Consider the following 18,427-nt stretch of genomic DNA (forward strand, 5'->3'; position numbering starts at 1 on the left):
CTATTACCGATGCGTAGTTTCTGTATTTACAAACCAACCGTTTGGCAGAACCATAAAATTCGGTTTTTTAATGTATTCATTCTTAATGCTATCATTAAAAGGCATAACATATTGTTCTGTAAGACCTTCAATATGAGAGAAAGCAATTTTATTTTTGTGGTCTATATGGATATGGCCAAACCTGAATTCGTGTGATAAATCGATAAAATGCTGTGCATCGTTTTTCAGTTTAAGAGTATCTATTTTATATCTGGCTATGGCAAGGGGTATTTCATTTCTAATACTGTCACCATTGATAGTAAACACATTCAAAATATCGCCTTTCCAATCAAGATTAAACCAAATCATATATTTTTCGGCATGAATGTAAACCTTGCCACCCCTGTAGGCATAAAAATTATCAGATAGTGTCTTTAACTGTTGTATATCAACATCATATTCTTCAATGTGATTTGATTCTTTTGAACAGGAACAAAATAGAATTAACAATGAAATGATTATTAGTTTCATAAACTGAATTTTGTTATTCATAAACCGCCTGTTGTACTGATACACTTTTTTGTTTTGTGGGGTTATTGTTTATTACCATCAGGTAACTGATTTGGTTTAAGAAACTTATCAAAAAAATTTCGTTCGGTGAATGTTCCTCCAATGCCTTTTTTAGCGGTCCGTCTGATAGATTTTCATAATCTATAGAAATTTCAGGAGCATAGCTTTCGGGTAGTCCATATTTCTCTCCAAGCTGCTGAAGTGGGACTCCAAAGTTATACTGGGATATAATTGTTTTCTGAAGTAATTCTATTTCTGCTGCTGACTGTTTCTTCTCATCAAACATAATCAGGGAGCACTCATAGAGTGTTACAAATTTAGTCCCGATAACTTTATAGATTTCTGTTCCGGTTATAATAATATCACCCGGGTTTTTTCGGGAATAGAAATCAAAGAATTCGCCATCTTCCTCAAAATAAGTCGTTACATACGTTGTTTTGTGTTCAGTTTCAAAATATTCCCTGGCTTCCTGTTCGGTAGGGATTTTAGGTTGAGCATAGGCACAAAGCGAAAAAAGAGAGATGATGAAGAGGGCTTTTGCTTTCATAATAAAAATTTTACGGAACTAATTTAAGAAAAACGGTAATTAATTGAGGCTTAACTTTTATACAGGGCATGTTCAACACGAATGGCGTTTATCTGCTTGTCATCTTCGTTTTTCTTAACGATATGGAACCAGCCTTTCTCGGGAGTTTTAACGATAAATATCTCTCCGGCTTTATGTTCTTTTACAGCTTTCTCCAATGTCGCGACCATCTGGCCGTCAGTAAATTTCAACTCTGCAGCCCTGGGGTTCTTATCCATGCTGAATTTTTCAATGAGTTCGGTAAATGGGATGCCGTTTTTATACTGGCTGAAAATATCATCGGCGAGCTGCTGTATCTGTTCTTCCGAAAACTTTTTAGTGTCAAGAACAATATATCCTGCGCTGTAACCGGTTACCGTTATTGGCTCGATAATTTTGTAGATGTTCTTCCCGTCTACGACAATCTCTCCGGGTTTATGGTCTTTTAGCAGATCATAGGATTTATTGTATTCGCTAATATCCAGCTGGGCATTAATGTGCGCATCGAGAAATGCTTTTGCCTGTTGAGGAGTGGGAGTTTCCTGAGCTATGGCCGAAAACCAAAAAAGCAGGAGTAATGCAGTTGTTTTCATAAATTAGGGGGGAGTTTTATGTTAAACAATAAAAATGAAATGGTTACATGCAATAAAAATTAATGGTTAGTAATGATAGTAGGATGTAAAGAAGAATTTTTTGGCAGCCTGATTTTTTCGATAACAGAAGTACTATTTTCATAATCAGGCGTTTTCCAAAGAACTAATATAAGATAAATCGCGTTATAAATCACCAGCGAATACGTTTTCGTGAATTTTAATAGTAAAGTTTTGTTACATAAAACTTCCGTTTCATGCTGAAACACAAACTTTAACACCTATATAAGATTCTGAAAATCAAAACTATATAATAACAATAAAAATCTTTTTAAACAAATTATTGGCTATTTATTAACAGAAAGGCCTATATTTGCCTTTCTACTATATTTAATAAAAACTAAAAGCCGATTAATGAAAACTCTTGCCGATATCAATTTTGCGAACAAAAAAGCTGTAATCCGTGTAGACTTTAATGTACCTCTTGATGAGAACTTTAAAGTTACAGATACTACCCGAATTGAAGCTGCCAAACCAACTATTGATAAGATACTTAAAGACGGCGGAAGCGTTATCCTTATGTCGCATTTAGGCAGGCCAAAAGGCGTTGAAGAGAAATATTCCCTGAAGCATATAGTAGATAAGACATCTGAAATACTGGGTGTTAAAGTAAAATTTGTAAACGACAGCATAGGTGCTGAAGTGGAGCAGGCCGCTAAGGATTTGAAACCGGGTGAAGTGCTGATGCTTGAAAACCTTCGTTTTTACAAAGAAGAAGAAGCGGGCGATGAAGGCTTTGCGAAAAAACTGGCCTCTCTTGGCGATGTTTATGTGAATGATGCCTTTGGTACGGCACACCGTGCACACGCTTCGACTACGATTATTGCAAACTATTTTCCTGAAAATAAAGTTTTTGGCGAGCTTCTTGCTAAGGAGATCGAAAGCCTGAACAAAGTATTGAAAAACAGTGAAAAACCGGTAACGGCAGTTTTGGGCGGATCTAAAGTTTCGTCTAAGATCACGGTTATAGAAAACATACTTGATAAGGTAGACCACCTGATAATAGGCGGAGGGATGACCTTCACTTTTATTAAGGCACAAGGCGGAAAGATTGGCGACTCAATATGTGAGGACGACAAACAGGAACTTGCCCTTGAGATTTTGGCAAAAGCCAAAGAGAAGAACGTACAGATTCACCTGCCGGTAGATGTTATTGCTGCTGATGGCTTCAAGAATGATGCTAAAACACAGGTTGTTGATGTAGATGCGATTCCTGACGGATGGCAGGGGCTTGACGCAGGGCCAAAATCGTTGGAAAACTTCAAGAAAGTTATCCTTGAGTCTAAAACCATTCTTTGGAACGGTCCTTTAGGCGTATTTGAGATGGAAAACTTTGCCAATGGTACAATCCAGCTTGGCAATTTTATAGCTGAAGCTACAGAAAAAGGCGCTTTCTCTCTTGTAGGTGGAGGTGACTCAGTAGCAGCCGTTAAGCAGTTTGGCCTTGAGCCAAAAATGAGCTATGTGTCTACCGGAGGCGGTGCCATGCTTGAAATGCTTGAAGGGCGAACTTTGCCTGGTATCGCTGCGATACAGGGAGAGTAGTGTTAAAGTTTGCAATAGAAATCCAAAATTAAAGTTATCATACTTTGTTACTTTGTAATGCATTGTAATTTAACTGATTAAAAAAGTAAATTAGATGAGTAAAAAGAAAACATTGTCATTAGTCTTTGCACTTTTTTCTTTTGTGGCGTTTGCCCAGGAGAGTGCCCAGGCCGACATTACACCGGTTGCCCCACTTACTAAAATTTCGTTCTTAGATTCTATTAAATCATCCTTCATCCGTCATAGCGATATGGCATGTGTAGACAGCCTTTGGGTAAAAGAGCTGACCAACAAAGAGCTTTTTGCCAATATGCAGGAAGACCTTATGAGGGTGAACCCGGATGTAGAAGTAGATTACAATCTTTCTACAGATGTTCTTAAAGAAAGGCTTGCTAAAATGGACGCTAAATCGCCATTCAACATTGAGTATAGCAAAGGCCTTGAGAACATCATCAAATCGTACCTGAAAAACAGGCCTAAGTCATACGAGCGACTAATGGCAATATCAGAATATTATTTCCCAATGTTCGAAGAGTACCTTGCTAAATACAATGTGCCTATCGAAATCAAATACCTTGCGGTTATTGAGTCGGCATTAAACCCGCGTGCAATGTCAAGGGTTGGTGCTAAAGGTCTTTGGCAGTTTATGTACCCTACAGGAAAACAATATAACCTTGAGGTAAACAGCTATGTAGACGAAAGAAGCGACCCTATTAAAGCTACCGAAGCTGCATGCCAGTACCTTTCAAGCCTTTACAATATTTTTGGCGACTGGGATCTTGTACTTGCATCGTATAACGCAGGTCCGGGTAACGTTACAAAAGCAATACGCCGTTCAGGTTCATACAGCAACTACTGGAATATCCGTAAGAACCTGCCGAAAGAAACCCAGGCTTATGTGCCTACTTTCCTGGCGACAATGTATATCTATGAGCATGCTAAAGAGCACGGAATCAAAGCTAAAAAAGCACCTCTGACTTATTTTGAAACAGACACTGTAATGGTAAAACGCCAGATGTCTTTCAAACAGATTGCACAACTGCTGGATGTTTCTGTTGCTCAATTAGAATTGCTTAACCCGATCTATAAACTTGATATCATTCCTTTTACTGCTGAAAAAGCACATTTCTTAAGGCTTCCTAAAGATAAAATAGGATTATTTACAGCTAATGAAAATGGAATCTATGCTTACATTGACCACGAAGAAAGCAAAAGAGAAAAACCATATTTCATAGACAGGACTGAAACAATGATAGCTTCGTCTAAAAAAGATAGCACATCATCTAAGGCACTTGCATCTACTACCTCTTTCAGGAAAGAGAAGTCTGTTACAACAAAGACCCACACCGTTAAAAGAGGGGATAACCTTGGGGAGATTGCTTCAAAATATGATGTAAGCGTTGCCGACCTAAGGAAATGGAATAAGATAAAAGGCAATAACATTCAGGCTGGCCAAAGGATCAAGATCCAGAAAACGATCATGGTAACTTCACCGGCAAAAGAAGAAGCGATTGCTGCTAAAAACACTAAAGATTCAGTTATTACTAAAACTACGGTGACTACAAACACTAAGACTGCCGTAGCTGCGAATACTGAAACACCTGTCATAGACGAAGATACACCTGAAGTTGCTGCTCCTGATGCTAAAACAGCTATTGCGGTTACTGCTGCTCCTGCAAAAAAAGCAAAAGAATATACCTATGAGCAACAGCGCGAATATATAGTGCAAAAAGGCGATTCATTATTCAGCATTGCAAGAAAGCACCCAGGGGTAACTGTTGAAAACCTTAAGAACTGGAATAAGATCAAAGGCGAAAGCATTCAGCCCGGAATGAAGCTGAAAGTGGGCGAAAGCGAGATTAACTAATTCCTGAAAAAACAATTTGATGAGAAGGCTGAAACAAATCTTTGCTTTTGTTTTTGTTCTTTGCTGTATGGCCTGCAACAAGGATAAGCATGATGATGCCGATGCCTCAAAAGGCAATATCAACGAAATTTCCATTGTGATTAGCGACGTGCTATGGAATGGCGAGGTAGGCGACAGCCTGCGTAAAAGACTTGCTGCTCCGGTTGACGGGCTTACACAGGAAGAACCACTTTTTACACTTAATCAATTACATGATAAATCGTTTGACGGCTCCCTGAAAAGGGGCCGCAACATTATCGTGATCGATAAGGACAGGGATTCGAAGAAAAAGTTCGACTTTATCCGAAACAACTATTGTGCCCCTCAGAATGTTTTTACCATACAGGGTAAAAACATCGATGAGATACTTGAACTCATCGATATGCACTCTGATGAGATCATACGTACCATCAGGCAGACTGAGATTGCCGAGAACCAGCAACGTAATATTAAGCTTGGCCTTTTATCTGATAAAAGGATCGAAGACCAATACAATATTTCCATAAAGGTTCCTGCTACATACAGTTATGCCATCCAGAATAAAGATTTTGTGTGGCTAAAAAAAGATATTCCCAGCGGGAATACAAATATTTTACTCTACAAGGTTCCCTATAATGTTATTGAAAAGGATAAAACCATGGGGCCAAACATCATAAAAATGCGTGATTCTATAGGCAGCCAGTATATACACGGGCAGGAGCATGGCACTTTTATGGCAACTGAAGAATCATATTCTCCATATTTTTTTATGACCAGCTTTAATGATAAAAGCGCATTTGAAACCCGCGGTAACTGGGAAATGAAAAATGATTTTATGAACGGGCCGTTCTTTAACTATGCCATCAGGGATGATAAGCACAGCTGCTATATGGTTATTGAAGGTTTTATATACAGCCCGTCGTCTCCTAAACGTGATTTGGTAATTGAGCTTGAGTCTATAATCAAGTCTATAAAATTTATATGAAGCTGGAATTTAAAATAAAGCGATTTAACAAACTTTCTCTATCTGAACTATACAAATCCCTGCAAGTGCGCTCCGGAGTCTTTGTGGTTGAGCAGAACTGCGTTTATCAGGATATTGACGGTAAAGACGATAAAGCAATGCATGTGCTCGGTATTTATGAGGGCGAGATCGCAGCCTACAGCCGCCTTTTTGGCCCCGGAGATTATTTCGATAATGCATCTATAGGCAGGGTAGTGGTAAACCCAAAATTCCGTGACCGTAAGTGGGGCCATGACCTGATGGTAGCTTCCATAGACGGAATCAGGGAACATTACAATACATCGGCTATTACCATTTCGGCACAGTTATACCTGAAAAAATTTTATGAAGGGCACGGTTTTACTCAGGATGGCGAACAATACCTTGAAGACGATATTCCGCATATCAGGATGCACCGTTCTTAGTAATCATTGTTCTGTGTTCAGTTTACGTTGCTTAACTATATAAAAAAGGCAGTACTTTTTAGGTACTGCCTTTTTTAAGTTTATATGTTTTGTTGTATCGACAACTGTTGTAAACGGAACCCTGCTTACTTTTTCACCGGTTCAGTGGTGTAAAGATTGTTGTCCCTGTTTACATCGGCCATAAGTTCTGATGGGTCTATCATCATTACTCTAATCGCTTTTTTAGGCTTGCTGATGGTAAAATCATAGGTTTTGTTGGCCCATGTCCATTCCGGTAGTACAGTTCTCTTTTGATTCGGATAGGGGTTGTCTTTCACATAGTACATCATGCGCAATGGTACATGGAAAGTCTCCTGGGTTCCATCCTCATAAACAGCAATTATGTCTATAGGCATTGGCATGCGCCCAATGCGTTCCAGCGTAACTTTTGTATTGTTTCCATCTTCAGCCACTTTAAGGCTGTAGTCAATTGTATTTGTAGTTTCAGTCCAGTCAGTCAGGTACCAGCCAAGATCTGCACCGCTTACCTTTTCGGCAGTACGGGTGATGTCATTTGGCGTAGGATGGGTAAACTTATAATCGGCATAGTAACGTTTCAGTGTTTGCGCAAGTTTATCTTCGCCTATCAGATAGCCCAATTGGGAAAGGAATAACGATCCTTTGCTGTAAGATGCTATGCTGTATAACATATTCAGGTCAAAACGGTCGGCCTGAGTGCTCAGCGGCTGCTCTTTGCCTGTTTTTACCATATAGAAATAGTTGTTGTAAGAACCGACAAAAGGATTAGCCTGTTCTTCTTTTTTATCTGCAGGAGGCATCAGTGTATGCATTGCCAGGTCTTCAATGTAAGTTGTAAAACCTTCATCCATCCATCCGTGCTCGCTTTCATTGGATGCCAGTACATGCTGGAACCATGAGTGGCCAAATTCGTGTGCAGTAACACTTACCAAGCCTTCGTATTTTTTGCCCGTTATAAGTGTACACATGGCATATTCCATACCACCGTCGCCACCCTGTATTACAGAGTATTGCTTGTATGGATAGGGACCAACGATCTTGTTGTAAAAAGAAAGTATTTCGGCAGTTTTAGGCTGTAGCCTTTTCCATCCATCCTGATTTTCAGGTGTGTTTTTGTAGATAAAGTGCAGCTCGGTATTGTTTTCACCCATGATCATGTCGTGGGCAAAATCAGGATCGGCAGCCCAGGCGAAATCGTGAACGTTTGGTGCAACAAAATGCCAAGTAAGCGTTTTCGTTTTTTTAGGGTATTTTACTTCAATACCCTTATCCTGGTATCCTTTACCTATTTCATTTTTGTTTTGAAGGTAACCTGTACCGCCAATGGTATATTCCTTATCGATGGTAATGTTTACGTCAAAGTTACCCCACACGCCATGAAACTCACGGGCAATGTACGGATTGGCATGCCAGCCTTCAAAATCATATTCGGCCATTTTTGGGTACCATTGTGTCATGGACAAAGCTACGCCTTCGGCGCTGTTTCTTCCGTTTCGGCGAATCTGTACGGGTACCTGACCGTCAAAATCAAGCGTAAAGGTTGTCGATTTTCCGGGAAGGATAGGCTTGGCAAGGGTTACTTCAAGTACAGTTCCTGCTACCCTGCTCGCAGCCGTAGTACCATCCTGTTTCAGATTGGTAACATTCAGGTAGCCTGTTTCGTCGGGCTTAAGCTTACTAATGCGGCTTTCGTATGTAGTCTTTTCAGGAGTTTTAAAGGTTTTTACCATCCTTTTGTCAGGATCGGAAATAGCCTGCAGACGCGCATCCATTTCGCTGCCCGGCTGAAAAGCATTGTTGTACAAATGGTAAAAAACGCGCTTAAGCGTGTCTTTAGAATTGTTGGTATATACCAGTTCCTGCTTACCGTTATAACGATAAGTTTTCACATCCATAGACACATCCATCTTGTAGTCTACGTGCTGCTGCCAGTAACCGGGATTAGGATTGTTTTGGGCATACAGGCCCGAAGCCGATAATAATGCCAGTATTACTAATTTTTTCATGGGCTAAAAATAAAAAAATGGAAGGGATTGAGCCCTTCCATTCTGTATAAATTTAAAAATATCTTATTTGCCTCTTGATACTTTATCGGCAAGAATGATTGCGTTATAGGCATTTACGATCTTTCCTGTTTTAGATGCCTCGCTGAATGATCTTTGATTGTCCGGGTCTCCGCCAAGATTAACCTTAATGTTTATCGCAACACCTGAATCCATAATGATCTTTTTTACCTGAGAAGCGGTAAGCTTAGGGTAATAAGCACGGATTAGCGCTGCTACACCTGCTGCGTTAGGAGAAGCCATCGATGTACCCTGAAGGAATTTATAAGTATTCTCAGGAGTTGTAGCATATATTCTTTCGCCCGGGCTAAAGATGTCTACTTCTATTTTACCGTAGTTAGAGAAATCGGCAATAAGCTCTGGGCCATATTTATAAGTGATTGCACCTATGGTAAGGAAGTTGTCAGCAATTTCCGGCCCGCCCACTTTTGAGTCGTTAGGGTAACGTTCAACTGTTTTTCCGCCGGCATTAAGGTCCATTCCTTCATTTCCGGCTGCACATACGATAAGGACATCTTTCTCAGCAGCATATTTGATGGCATCATATACCCAGTCGCTGTGTGTAGAGAAGTATTTCCCGAAGCTTCCGTTGATTACTTTAGCGCCATTATCAACAGCATAACGAATGGCAAGGGCTACGTCTTTGTCATACTCATCACCATCAGGCACTGCGCGCACCGGCATAATTTCTACTACGCTGCTTGCAACGCCATCTCCGCCAATATTATTACCTCTGGTTTGTGCAATAATACCTGCAACGTGTGTACCGTGAAGCGCACCTTTAGCCTTAGGGCCTATAACATTGCTGTTTCCGTATTTTTTATCGTTAATGTCGTCAGGGTTATCGCCCACAACTTTACGGCCGTCAAATTTAGGGTTCAGGTTGTATTCAAGCTGATTGTCAAAGTGTTCTTTACCTTCAGCCAATTCAGAATCAAGCTCTTCTTTTGAGATTTGTCCCAGAATATAGACTAACTGAGGTTTAAGCTCATTGATAAGCGGGTCTGAAGATTTAAGAGCTTTAAGATCTTCGGCAGTGTAATTGTCTTTTTTAAGCTCAGCTTTAATGGCTTTATCGGCATTAATGATGTATGATATTTTCTGAAGCTCGGTCTTTGCATCTCTCGATTCTTTATCATATTCTGCTTTAGCCCTTTTGTAAACCGCAGATCCGTTGTCGCCTTTTTTCATGATACGCACGAACTCAAGGTTTTCATTTTCGGCATTGCCTAAAAAGTTCCATCCGTGAACGTCGTCAACGTAACCGTTGTTATCATCGTCTTTGCCATTATTAGCAATTTCTTTGGTGTTTGTCCAGATTACGGGTGTAAGGTCAGGGTGATTGATATCAACACCTGAATCTACAACTCCTACAACTACTTTTGTGCTTTTTTTGCCTTTAAGCAGCTCATAAGCCCTGTCTACACTCATTCCCGGAACACTATCTTTTACGATGTCAAGGTGGCTCCAGCGTTTTTCCTGAGTATCATTAAGGGCTGCTTTTTTTGCAGTAATTGGTGTGGTGATGGCAATTGGCTCTGCCGTGATTTTTGATGTACCACAGCTTGCAAGGGCTAGTGCCAGTGCTGCCGAAAGGTAAATTGCTCTGAATTTCATATTTTCTTAATTACGATAATTTTAAAATAGGTCTAGTTTAAACACGTTTTGTTACACAAATTTATAAGGTTAACATTAAATTATAACGTGTTGACAAGAAAAACAATATTATTTATAAGTTTTATTTTGCAAATATATTGCTGTGGGAAGAAAAAAAGAACCCGCAGCATGCTATTTAAGGGATTGTATACTAACTCAATCTGTTTCAATATCCGCCCGCGGGTCATTAATAGACTCACGTTATTCGGAAATGTTACATAAAAATAGTTATTTTTTAAATATTCCTACAATAATTCGTTTTCTTATAATATATCCTCAAAGTTAAACATTTCTTTTAGGCGAACTCCTTTTTCTGTTTGTTCAACGGTGATAATGTGGTTGTGCGCATCATGCTCCAGGAACAGGTAGTAACCTTTTTCGGCTGCCGTATTCAGGAAATTTGCTTTTTCGTTAATGGTTAATAACGGACGTGTATCATATCCCATGACATAAGGCAATGGAATATGTCCTACTGTTGGCAGCAGGTCGGCCATGAAAACGATGGTCTTCCCATTGAGATTAATATGCGGTATCATCTGCTTTTCGGTATGCCCATCGGCGAAAAATATCCCGAAACCCAGTTCGCTCTGTTCAAGGAAACCTGTATCAGGCCTTTGGATAAATTTTAATTGTCCGCTTTCCTGCATCGGCAGAATATTTTCTGAAAGAAAAGAAGCTTTCTCACGGGCATTTGGCTTGGTAGCCCATTCCCAGTGGTTTTCATTTGTCCAGAAATGCGCATTTTTAAATGCCGGTTCATAACCGGTTCGGTCTTTGTTCCACTGAACACTTCCGCCACAATGGTCAAAGTGCAGATGCGTCATGAATACATCGGTCACATCATCACGACTAAAACCATGTTTTGCAAGCGATTTATCAAGGCTGTGATCTCCCCACATGGAATAAAAGCCAAAGAATTTCTCACTCTGCTTGTTGCCCATTCCGGTATCGATCAGAATCAGGCGGTTGCCGTCTTCAATAAGCAGGCATCGCGCCGCCAGGTCTATAAGATTGTTGTTGTCGGCAGGATTGGTTTTATTCCAGATGGTTTTTGGCACTACGCCAAACATTGCGCCGCCATCGAGCTTAAAGTTGCCGCTCTCTATAGGATATAATTTCATTTCGAATGTTTTAACAATGCAAATTAAGGCTATTTGGCAGGATTGCCAAAAATCATTACTGATAAAAAAAATCACTATATCGTTTTCAGTAAAAACTAACAAAAAACATGCCTTGCAGATACTAAATGATAACCGCCAAATACTAATTCAAAACGCTTATATAATCAATTATTGACATTAGGAAACCTTAATTCCATTCTTTTGTGTGGTCAGAACGACTATTAGCTATAGTGCTGATATTGTTTTGATTATTGCTTTTTTGATATGGAGGAAGCATTCTTAAACTTAAACTACTAAATATGAACATTAATTTTAAAATTCTAAAACAGGGAGGGCTGTTACTCTCCCTGCTTTTAGGGCCATTAGTGCATGCACAGTGGCAAAACGGATTGTGGACCGGCAAGCAGGCCAACAACTGGTGTTTTGGATACCATCATGGGATAACCTTTGCCTCGGTAACGCCTCAGATCCTAGTGGGATCCCAAACCAATGCAAGGGAAGGCTCTACAGTACTATCCAATTCTGAAGGTGAACTACTGTTTTATGCTTCAAACGCGACAGTATGGAACAAGAACAATGAGGCTATGCTAAATGGTACCGGTTTGCTAAGTGGTAGCGACAGCTCAACCCAATCGGGTATTATTATTCCAAAACCGGGAGCACCGGGCATTTATTATTTGTTTAATGAAGCGGTAGAAGACGGCCTGGTCTATTCAGAAATTGACATGTCTTTGAATAATGGACTTGGTGATGTTACGGCAAATAAGAATATAGTGCTTGATGCAGCGGCAAAAGCTGAAAAACTGACAGCTGTATATCATGCCGACAAAGAACGTATATGGCTGATATCGCATCGGGCCGGGAATAATGAGTTTATCGCTTATTTAATTTCATCGTTGGGTATTGCAACAACGCCTGTGGTAAGTGCTATAGGACATGCTTATTCTACTCTTGTCCCTAAAGAAGATGGCTCTTATCTTAATGATGGACCCGCAGGTCATCTCAAAGTTTCACCCGACGGCACAAAATTAGCCGCTGTGCAGGAGATGGGAAGTGTATTTGGTGGAGCTTATGGTAGTGGTAAGATCGAAGTTTTTGATTTTGATAACACTACAGGGCAAGTCTCGAACTTATTACATTTAGGAGTTGATTTCAGCGCGTATGCCGTAGAATTTTCTCCAAACAGCAAATTTTTATATGTAAATGACAGTCAGTTTTTTAACTCACCAGCACTGGGAACAACAGTTATAAAAGTTTTTCAGTATGATCTTGATGCCGGAAACGAAGCTGCCATCGCTGCTTCAAAAGTTACTGTAGGACAAGTCTCAAGCCGTCTTTCATCGGCTATGCAATTGGGGCCTGATGGTCGCATTTATTTGATGAACACTAAGTCACAAAATGTAATGGTAGCCGTGACAAATCCTAATAATGCCGGACTGGCGGCCGGTTTCCAGCAAAATGTATTGGTTATGGATGACAACGATTCTATGGGCATGCCAACCTTTAACCAGACGTATCTTCAATCAGGGATAGTTTATGAAAAAAATTGTGGCGGAGAAGCGGCCTTTTCACTGCTGCGCATTCCTGATGTAACTTCGGTAAGCTGGAATTTTGGAGATCCGGCCAGTGGAAGCGCGAATATATCTGATGTGGGTATGCACACTTATGCCTTAGCCGGAACCTATACTGTAACCGCACAGATAACAAGTAATGGTGCGGTACAAACGGCGACTACTCAGGTCGTAATTGGTTCAACTGTGTTCGGGCAACCAAAAGATCTTAGCGCATGTGCCGGAGCTTCAGGAACAGCAATATTTGATATTGAGTCGCAGACGGGAATTATCTTAAATGGGCTGGATGAGGGTAATTATGAAATTAATTATTTTTCAACACAAGCAGATGCTCTCAATGATACAAATACCATAGAAAACACAGATGATTTTACTTCTGAAGGGCAAACTGTCTATGTAAGTGTTATTGATAATGAAACGGGATGCAAAAATGTATTACAATTTGAAGTTGAGGTATTTGCATTGCCTGTTTTGCCGGATACGTTGGTATTACAAGGATGTGGCACTTTTAATCTCGCAGAAGCTGTTGTGGCAGTTGAAGGCCTGAGTTTTTCATATTACTGGAATGAGCAAGATGCTGCGACTGCTTCCAATGCGATACAAAACCCCGAAAAGTATAAGGCTCAGGAAAAGAATGATGAGGTGTATGTGCGGGCGGAGAACAGTAATGGTTGTGCTGTTGTAAACAAAATAGCATTAACTGTTGGCAACTGTGATATTCCTAAGGGCATATCGCCAAATGGGGATGATTACAACGAGGCCTTTGATCTTTCAAATTTTGAGGTTGAGAAAATCAGGATTTATAACAGGTATGGCAATGAGGTTTATACCATGAAGAATTATACTAATGAATGGTATGGTCAGGCCGATGATAAAAAAGAACTTCCTACAGGTGTCTATTATTATTTCTTAGATCTTAAAGAGGGTAATAGCAAGACAGGATGGGTCTATATAAATCGCGAAGTGAATTAGTTATAAATATGTTATTTAATTTTAAGTCCCCTTTTATGGGGACTTTTTTAATTATAATGAATCAATTGCAATTTGCTTTTTAATTAACAATTTTACAGCTAATGAGCGGTATAAGTATTACTTATAGTAGCATATGTATAAAAAGGGAACCTATTATTGCATTATCTAAAAATGTGGTATCTTTGCACTAAATTTAGACTAATTATAAGTAATTGTATCATGATAAAAGTATCTGAAACAGCAAAAAAAAGAGTTGCGCTTCTTATGGAAGATGAGGGTTTTAACCCTGCTACCGATTATGTTAGAGTAGGCGTAAAGAGCGGTGGATGTTCAGGCTTGTCATACGATTTGAAATTTGACAATGCCCTTGGCGAAAATGATAAAGTTTTTGAAGACAACGATATAAAGATTGCCGTTGATAAAAAAAGCTTCCTGTACCTTGCAGGGACTATCCTTGAATATTCAGGAGGTTTGAACGGTAAAGGCTTTGTTTTCAACAATCCTAATGCACAGAGAACCTGCGGTTGCGGGGAGAGTTTCTCTCTATAGTCATAAAGTCATAAAGCCGAAGGTTATAAAGCCAAGGTTATAAATAATATTTTCAGTAATAGTGATGGTTTTTAGTCAGCAACTTTAAACCTGAAACTTTAAACCTGAAACCATAAAAGTAATGAGTAAATATACTGAAGAGGAATTAAAAATTGAACTCGAAAATAAAGAATACGAGTACGGTTTTTATACTGACATTGAATCTGAGACATTTCCCATCGGACTTAACGAAGACGTCGTAAGGGCACTTTCTAAAAAGAAAGAGGAGCCTGAATGGATGACGGAGTGGAGACTGGAGGCTTTTCGAGCATGGCAGGAAATGATTGAGCCGGAATGGGCTAACGTGCATTATGAAAAGCCTGATTTTCAGGCCATATCATATTATTCAGCACCCAAAGCGGTCGATCCGAACAAAACGCTTGATGATGTAGATCCGGAGCTTTTGGCGATGTATAAAAAACTCGGAATCTCTATCGACGAGCAAAAGAAGATGAATAACGTTGCTATGGATATTGTGGTTGACTCCGTTTCTGTAGCTACAACATTCAAAAAAACGCTTGCCGAAAAAGGAATTATTTTTTGCCCGATTTCTGAGGCAATAAAAGAACACCCGGAACTGGTTAAGAAATACATAGGATCGGTAGTGCCGCAAAAAGACAACTTTTATGCTGCGCTTAACTCGGCGGTATTCTCTGACGGTTCTTTCTGCTATATTCCCAAGGGAGTACGCTGCCCAATGGAATTATCTACTTACTTCCGTATCAACCAGGCAGGAACAGGACAGTTTGAGCGTACGCTTGTAATTGCCGATGAAGGCAGTTATGTAAGCTACCTTGAAGGCTGTACTGCACCCTCACGCGACGAAAACCAGCTGCACGCGGCTGTGGTTGAGCTTATCGCAATGGATGATGCCGAAATAAAATACAGCACGGTACAAAACTGGTTCCCAGGGAACAAAGAGGGTAAGGGTGGTGTATTCAACTTTGTGACAAAACGCGGACTTTGCGAAAAGAACGCTAAAATATCATGGACTCAGGTAGAGACAGGTTCTGCCGTTACATGGAAATATCCAAGTTGTGTGCTTAAAGGTGATAACTCGGTAGGGGAGTTTTACTCTATTGCCGTGACTAACAACTATCAGCAGGCAGATACAGGAACCAAGATGATTCACCTTGGTAAAAATACGAAGAGTACGATCATCTCTAAAGGTATCTCTGCCGGAAAATCGCAAAACAGCTATCGTGGATTAGTACAGATAGGAGCAAGGGCAGATAATGCCCGTAACTTCTCTCAGTGTGATTCATTATTGATGGGTAACAACTGCGGAGCACATACGTTCCCATACATTGAATCTAAAAATACTTCGGCTAAGATAGAGCATGAGGCTACCACCAGTAAAATTGGTGAAGACCAGGTATTCTACTGCAACCAAAGGGGTATTCCAACTGAAAAAGCTATCGCGCTTATCGTAAACGGATTCAGTAAAGACGTACTTAACAAGCTTCCAATGGAGTTTGCTGTTGAGGCACAAAAGCTACTTGAGATCTCGTTGGAAGGATCGGTAGGGTAAAAGTTTAAAATTCAGAATTGAATCTTTCTTTAGGGAAAGGAATAAAAAGTAATACAATAAGGTTTGAGTAAGCGGTTCTACAATGAACCCGGAACTCGAAACTCAAAACCCGAAACATAAAAGAAACAATGTTAAGTATCAAGAATCTACACGCTAGTGTTGAAGATAAAGAGATTTTAAGAGGTATAAACCTTGAGGTTAAAGCCGGAGAAGTTCACGCTATAATGGGGCCTAATGGTTCTGGTAAGAGTACGCTTTCATCGGTTATTGCCGGTAATGAAAATTATGAAGTAACTGATGGCGAGATCCTTCTTGAGGGTGAAGACATTGGTGAGCTTGCTCCTGAAGAAAGAGCACACAAAGGTGTTTTTCTTTCGTTCCAGTACCCTATAGAAATTCCGGGTGTATCGGTAACTAACTTCATGAAAACCGCTATAAACGAAAGCCGTAAAGCTAAAGGGCAGGATGAAATGCCTGCTAATGAAATGCTTAAGCTTATCCGTGAGAAAAGCGAAATGCTGGAAATAGATCGTAAATTCCTTTCACGCTCGCTTAACGAAGGTTTCTCAGGTGGAGAAAAGAAACGTAACGAGATCTTCCAGATGGCAATGCTTGAACCAAAAGTGGCTATTCTTGACGAAACCGATTCAGGTCTTGATATCGATGCACTTCGTATCGTTGCTAATGGAGTTAACAAACTGCGTAGCGAAGACAATGCTGTTATTGTTATCACCCACTACCAAAGACTTCTTGATTATATTGTTCCTGATTTTGTACACGTGTTGTACAATGGAAGGATTGTAAAATCGGGTGGAAAAGAACTTGCACTGGAGCTTGAAGAAAAAGGTTACGACTGGATTAAATCGGAGAATTAAGATGGAGCTGAAAGAAAAATTATTGTCTTCTTTCATGGCTTTTGAAGAGAAAGTTGATGTTACATCTGATCTTCATGATATCCGTACAGAAGCTATAAAGAATTTTGAAACCAAAGGCTTTCCTACCAAAAAGGAGGAAGCATGGAAATATACATCGCTTAATGCGGTGCTAAAGAACGATTTTAGTGTTTTCCCTAAAAAGGAGAACGTTGTGGGGTATGAAGATGTGAAGAAATATTTCATTCACGAGATCGACACCTACAAAGTGGTGCTTATTGACGGTGTATTCAGTTCTTTCCTGTCGTCTACGACACACGAAGGAGTTGATATCTGCCTTATGTCTTCGGCGCTTACAAAACCTAAATACAAAGAGATCGTTGACACTTATTTCAATAAAATTGCCAATACTGAAGATAGCCTTACATCATTAAACACTGCATTTGCAAGCGAAGGTGCTTACATCAATGTTCCTAAAGGGAAAATTGTCGATAAGCCGATCGAGATCATGTGCTTTACTACCGGAAATGAGGCAGCCCTTATGGTGCAGCCGCGTAACATGATTATTGTAGGTGAAAATGCCCAGGTTCAGATTATAGAAAGACATCAGAGCCTTAACGGCAATCCTGTACTGACGAACTCGGTTACTGAAATATTCGTTCAGGAAAGAGCTGTTGTTGATTATTACAAAATTCAGAATGACCTGCAGAGCGCTAACCTGGTAGATAATACTTATATCGCTCAGAAAGCAAATAGTAACGCGTCAGTCCATACTTTCTCTTTTGGAGGTAACATAACACGTAATAACCTGAATTTTTACCATCAGGGAGAGCGTATAGAAAGCACGCTTAAAGGCATTACCATCATTGGAGACAAGCAATTGGTAGACCATTTCACACTTGTACAGCATGCTACACCAAACTGTGAAAGTCACCAGAATTATAAAGGCATCTTTAACGACAATTCAACCGGTGTTTTCAACGGTAAAATCTATGTTGAGAAAGAAGCCCAAAAAACGGATGCCTTTCAGCAGAACAATAATATATTGCTGAGTGACAAAGCAACGATTAATGCCAAGCCGCAGTTAGAGATCTTTGCCGATGACGTAAAATGTTCTCATGGCTGTACTATTGGACAGCTTGATGATAACGCGATGTTTTACATGCAGAGCCGTGGTATTCCTCAGAAAGAAGCCAAAGCGCTTCTTATGTATGCCTTCAGTAATGAGGTTATTGAGAGTATAAGAATACCTGAACTCAAAAGCAGGATTACTAAGCTTATCGCCTCTAAATTAGGGGTAAACATGGGATTTGATCTTTAAAATCCTTTAAAAATATACCAAGCCTCCGTTCGCGGGGGCTTTTTTATTTAATACTGGTTTATTTAGAATTAATAAAAATAATTTGCATATCT

Annotated in this window: 15 protein-coding genes; 9 read left to right on the plus strand and 6 right to left on the minus strand. The window is 39.9% G+C overall.

Annotated elements, in window-relative coordinates; translation table 11 throughout:
* Positions 1-3: 3 nt before the first annotated feature.
* The 3 genes from ACX0HA_RS09985 to ACX0HA_RS09995 are packed head-to-tail and all read right to left on the minus strand — an operon-like array spanning position 4 to position 1,707.
* Entirely contained in the window at positions 4-510 is a 507-nt protein-coding gene (locus ACX0HA_RS09985) for a hypothetical protein (RefSeq protein ID WP_458845133.1), read from the minus strand.
* A 13-nt stretch (positions 511-523) separates the two neighbouring features.
* On the minus strand, positions 524-1,096 hold the full coding sequence (locus ACX0HA_RS09990; RefSeq protein WP_458845134.1) for a hypothetical protein: 573 nt from the start codon (positions 1,094-1,096) through the stop codon (positions 524-526).
* A gap of 50 nt (positions 1,097-1,146) precedes the next feature.
* Positions 1,147-1,707 (minus strand): peptidylprolyl isomerase, encoded by a 561-nt coding sequence (locus ACX0HA_RS09995; RefSeq protein ID WP_458845135.1) that lies wholly within the window; start codon positions 1,705-1,707, stop codon positions 1,147-1,149.
* A 411-nt stretch (positions 1,708-2,118) separates the two neighbouring features.
* Here ACX0HA_RS09995 and ACX0HA_RS10000 point away from each other — a divergent pair, with 411 nt between their 5' ends.
* From ACX0HA_RS10000 to ACX0HA_RS10015, 4 genes are all read left to right on the plus strand, one after another.
* Positions 2,119-3,309 (plus strand): phosphoglycerate kinase, encoded by a 1,191-nt coding sequence (locus tag ACX0HA_RS10000; protein WP_458845136.1) that lies wholly within the window; start codon positions 2,119-2,121, stop codon positions 3,307-3,309.
* A 94-nt stretch (positions 3,310-3,403) separates the two neighbouring features.
* The gene (locus ACX0HA_RS10005) at positions 3,404-5,176 is read left to right on the plus strand and encodes a LysM peptidoglycan-binding domain-containing protein (protein ID WP_458845137.1); all 1,773 of its coding nucleotides are present in this window, start codon (positions 3,404-3,406) and stop codon (positions 5,174-5,176) included.
* A 19-nt stretch (positions 5,177-5,195) separates the two neighbouring features.
* Positions 5,196-6,179: a DUF4837 family protein gene (locus ACX0HA_RS10010; RefSeq protein WP_458845138.1), complete on the plus strand. Its 984-nt coding sequence runs from the start codon at positions 5,196-5,198 to the stop codon at positions 6,177-6,179.
* The gene (locus tag ACX0HA_RS10015; protein ID WP_458845139.1) at positions 6,176-6,622 is read left to right on the plus strand and encodes a GNAT family N-acetyltransferase; all 447 of its coding nucleotides are present in this window, start codon (positions 6,176-6,178) and stop codon (positions 6,620-6,622) included. The genes ACX0HA_RS10010 and ACX0HA_RS10015 overlap by 4 nt, the downstream gene beginning before the upstream one ends.
* Before the next feature lie 125 nt (positions 6,623-6,747).
* Here ACX0HA_RS10015 and ACX0HA_RS10020 read toward each other — a convergent pair whose 3' ends face one another.
* From ACX0HA_RS10020 to ACX0HA_RS10030, 3 genes are all read right to left on the minus strand, one after another.
* The gene (locus ACX0HA_RS10020; protein WP_458845140.1) at positions 6,748-8,646 is read right to left on the minus strand and encodes a M1 family metallopeptidase; all 1,899 of its coding nucleotides are present in this window, start codon (positions 8,644-8,646) and stop codon (positions 6,748-6,750) included.
* A gap of 63 nt (positions 8,647-8,709) precedes the next feature.
* Positions 8,710-10,320 (minus strand): S8 family peptidase, encoded by a 1,611-nt coding sequence (locus ACX0HA_RS10025; protein WP_458845141.1) that lies wholly within the window; start codon positions 10,318-10,320, stop codon positions 8,710-8,712.
* 302 nt (positions 10,321-10,622) lie between these two features.
* Positions 10,623-11,480: an MBL fold metallo-hydrolase gene (locus tag ACX0HA_RS10030; protein ID WP_458845142.1), complete on the minus strand. Its 858-nt coding sequence runs from the start codon at positions 11,478-11,480 to the stop codon at positions 10,623-10,625.
* 299 nt (positions 11,481-11,779) lie between these two features.
* Between ACX0HA_RS10030 and ACX0HA_RS10035 the strand changes: the two genes are divergently transcribed.
* The 5 genes from ACX0HA_RS10035 (at position 11,780) to sufD (ending at position 18,335) form a co-directional block, all read left to right on the plus strand.
* Entirely contained in the window at positions 11,780-14,023 is a 2,244-nt protein-coding gene (locus tag ACX0HA_RS10035) for a T9SS type B sorting domain-containing protein (RefSeq protein WP_458845143.1), read from the plus strand.
* Positions 14,024-14,242: 219 nt separating this feature from the next.
* Positions 14,243-14,572, plus strand: a complete 330-nt coding sequence (locus tag ACX0HA_RS10040) for a HesB/IscA family protein (protein WP_458845144.1) — start codon at positions 14,243-14,245, stop codon at positions 14,570-14,572.
* Between the two features lie 121 nt (positions 14,573-14,693).
* Positions 14,694-16,142 carry a Fe-S cluster assembly protein SufB gene (gene sufB / locus ACX0HA_RS10045; RefSeq protein ID WP_458845145.1) on the plus strand — a complete coding sequence of 483 codons (1,449 nt, stop codon included), beginning with the start codon at positions 14,694-14,696 and terminating at the stop codon, positions 16,140-16,142.
* A gap of 128 nt (positions 16,143-16,270) precedes the next feature.
* Entirely contained in the window at positions 16,271-17,017 is a 747-nt protein-coding gene (gene sufC / locus ACX0HA_RS10050) for a Fe-S cluster assembly ATPase SufC (protein ID WP_458845146.1), read from the plus strand.
* Position 17,018: 1 nt separating this feature from the next.
* Positions 17,019-18,335 carry a Fe-S cluster assembly protein SufD gene (gene sufD / locus ACX0HA_RS10055; RefSeq protein WP_458845147.1) on the plus strand — a complete coding sequence of 439 codons (1,317 nt, stop codon included), beginning with the start codon at positions 17,019-17,021 and terminating at the stop codon, positions 18,333-18,335.
* Positions 18,336-18,427 lie beyond the last annotated feature (92 nt).

This window comes from Flavobacterium hauense (assembly GCF_054457175.1).

Bases quoted from the DNA above. Each gene is read 5' to 3' on its own strand.
- sufC (WP_458845146.1), top strand. From the start codon at position 16,271: ATGTTAAGTATCAAGAATCTACACGCTAGTGTTGAAGATAAAGAGATT.
- ACX0HA_RS10040 (WP_458845144.1), top strand. From the start codon at position 14,243: ATGATAAAAGTATCTGAAACAGCAAAAAAAAGAGTTGCGCTTCTTATG.
- ACX0HA_RS10015 (WP_458845139.1), top strand. From the start codon at position 6,176: ATGAAGCTGGAATTTAAAATAAAGCGATTTAACAAACTTTCTCTATCT.
- ACX0HA_RS10000 (WP_458845136.1), top strand. From the start codon at position 2,119: ATGAAAACTCTTGCCGATATCAATTTTGCGAACAAAAAAGCTGTAATC.
- ACX0HA_RS09995 (WP_458845135.1), bottom strand. From the start codon at position 1,707: ATGAAAACAACTGCATTACTCCTGCTTTTTTGGTTTTCGGCCATAGCT.
- sufD (WP_458845147.1), top strand. From the start codon at position 17,019: ATGGAGCTGAAAGAAAAATTATTGTCTTCTTTCATGGCTTTTGAAGAG.
- ACX0HA_RS10025 (WP_458845141.1), bottom strand. From the start codon at position 10,320: ATGAAATTCAGAGCAATTTACCTTTCGGCAGCACTGGCACTAGCCCTT.
- ACX0HA_RS10035 (WP_458845143.1), top strand. From the start codon at position 11,780: ATGAACATTAATTTTAAAATTCTAAAACAGGGAGGGCTGTTACTCTCC.
- sufB (WP_458845145.1), top strand. From the start codon at position 14,694: ATGAGTAAATATACTGAAGAGGAATTAAAAATTGAACTCGAAAATAAA.
- ACX0HA_RS09990 (WP_458845134.1), bottom strand. From the start codon at position 1,096: ATGAAAGCAAAAGCCCTCTTCATCATCTCTCTTTTTTCGCTTTGTGCC.
- ACX0HA_RS10010 (WP_458845138.1), top strand. From the start codon at position 5,196: ATGAGAAGGCTGAAACAAATCTTTGCTTTTGTTTTTGTTCTTTGCTGT.
- ACX0HA_RS10005 (WP_458845137.1), top strand. From the start codon at position 3,404: ATGAGTAAAAAGAAAACATTGTCATTAGTCTTTGCACTTTTTTCTTTT.
- ACX0HA_RS10030 (WP_458845142.1), bottom strand. From the start codon at position 11,480: ATGAAATTATATCCTATAGAGAGCGGCAACTTTAAGCTCGATGGCGGC.
- ACX0HA_RS10020 (WP_458845140.1), bottom strand. From the start codon at position 8,646: ATGAAAAAATTAGTAATACTGGCATTATTATCGGCTTCGGGCCTGTAT.
- ACX0HA_RS09985 (WP_458845133.1), bottom strand. From the start codon at position 510: ATGAAACTAATAATCATTTCATTGTTAATTCTATTTTGTTCCTGTTCA.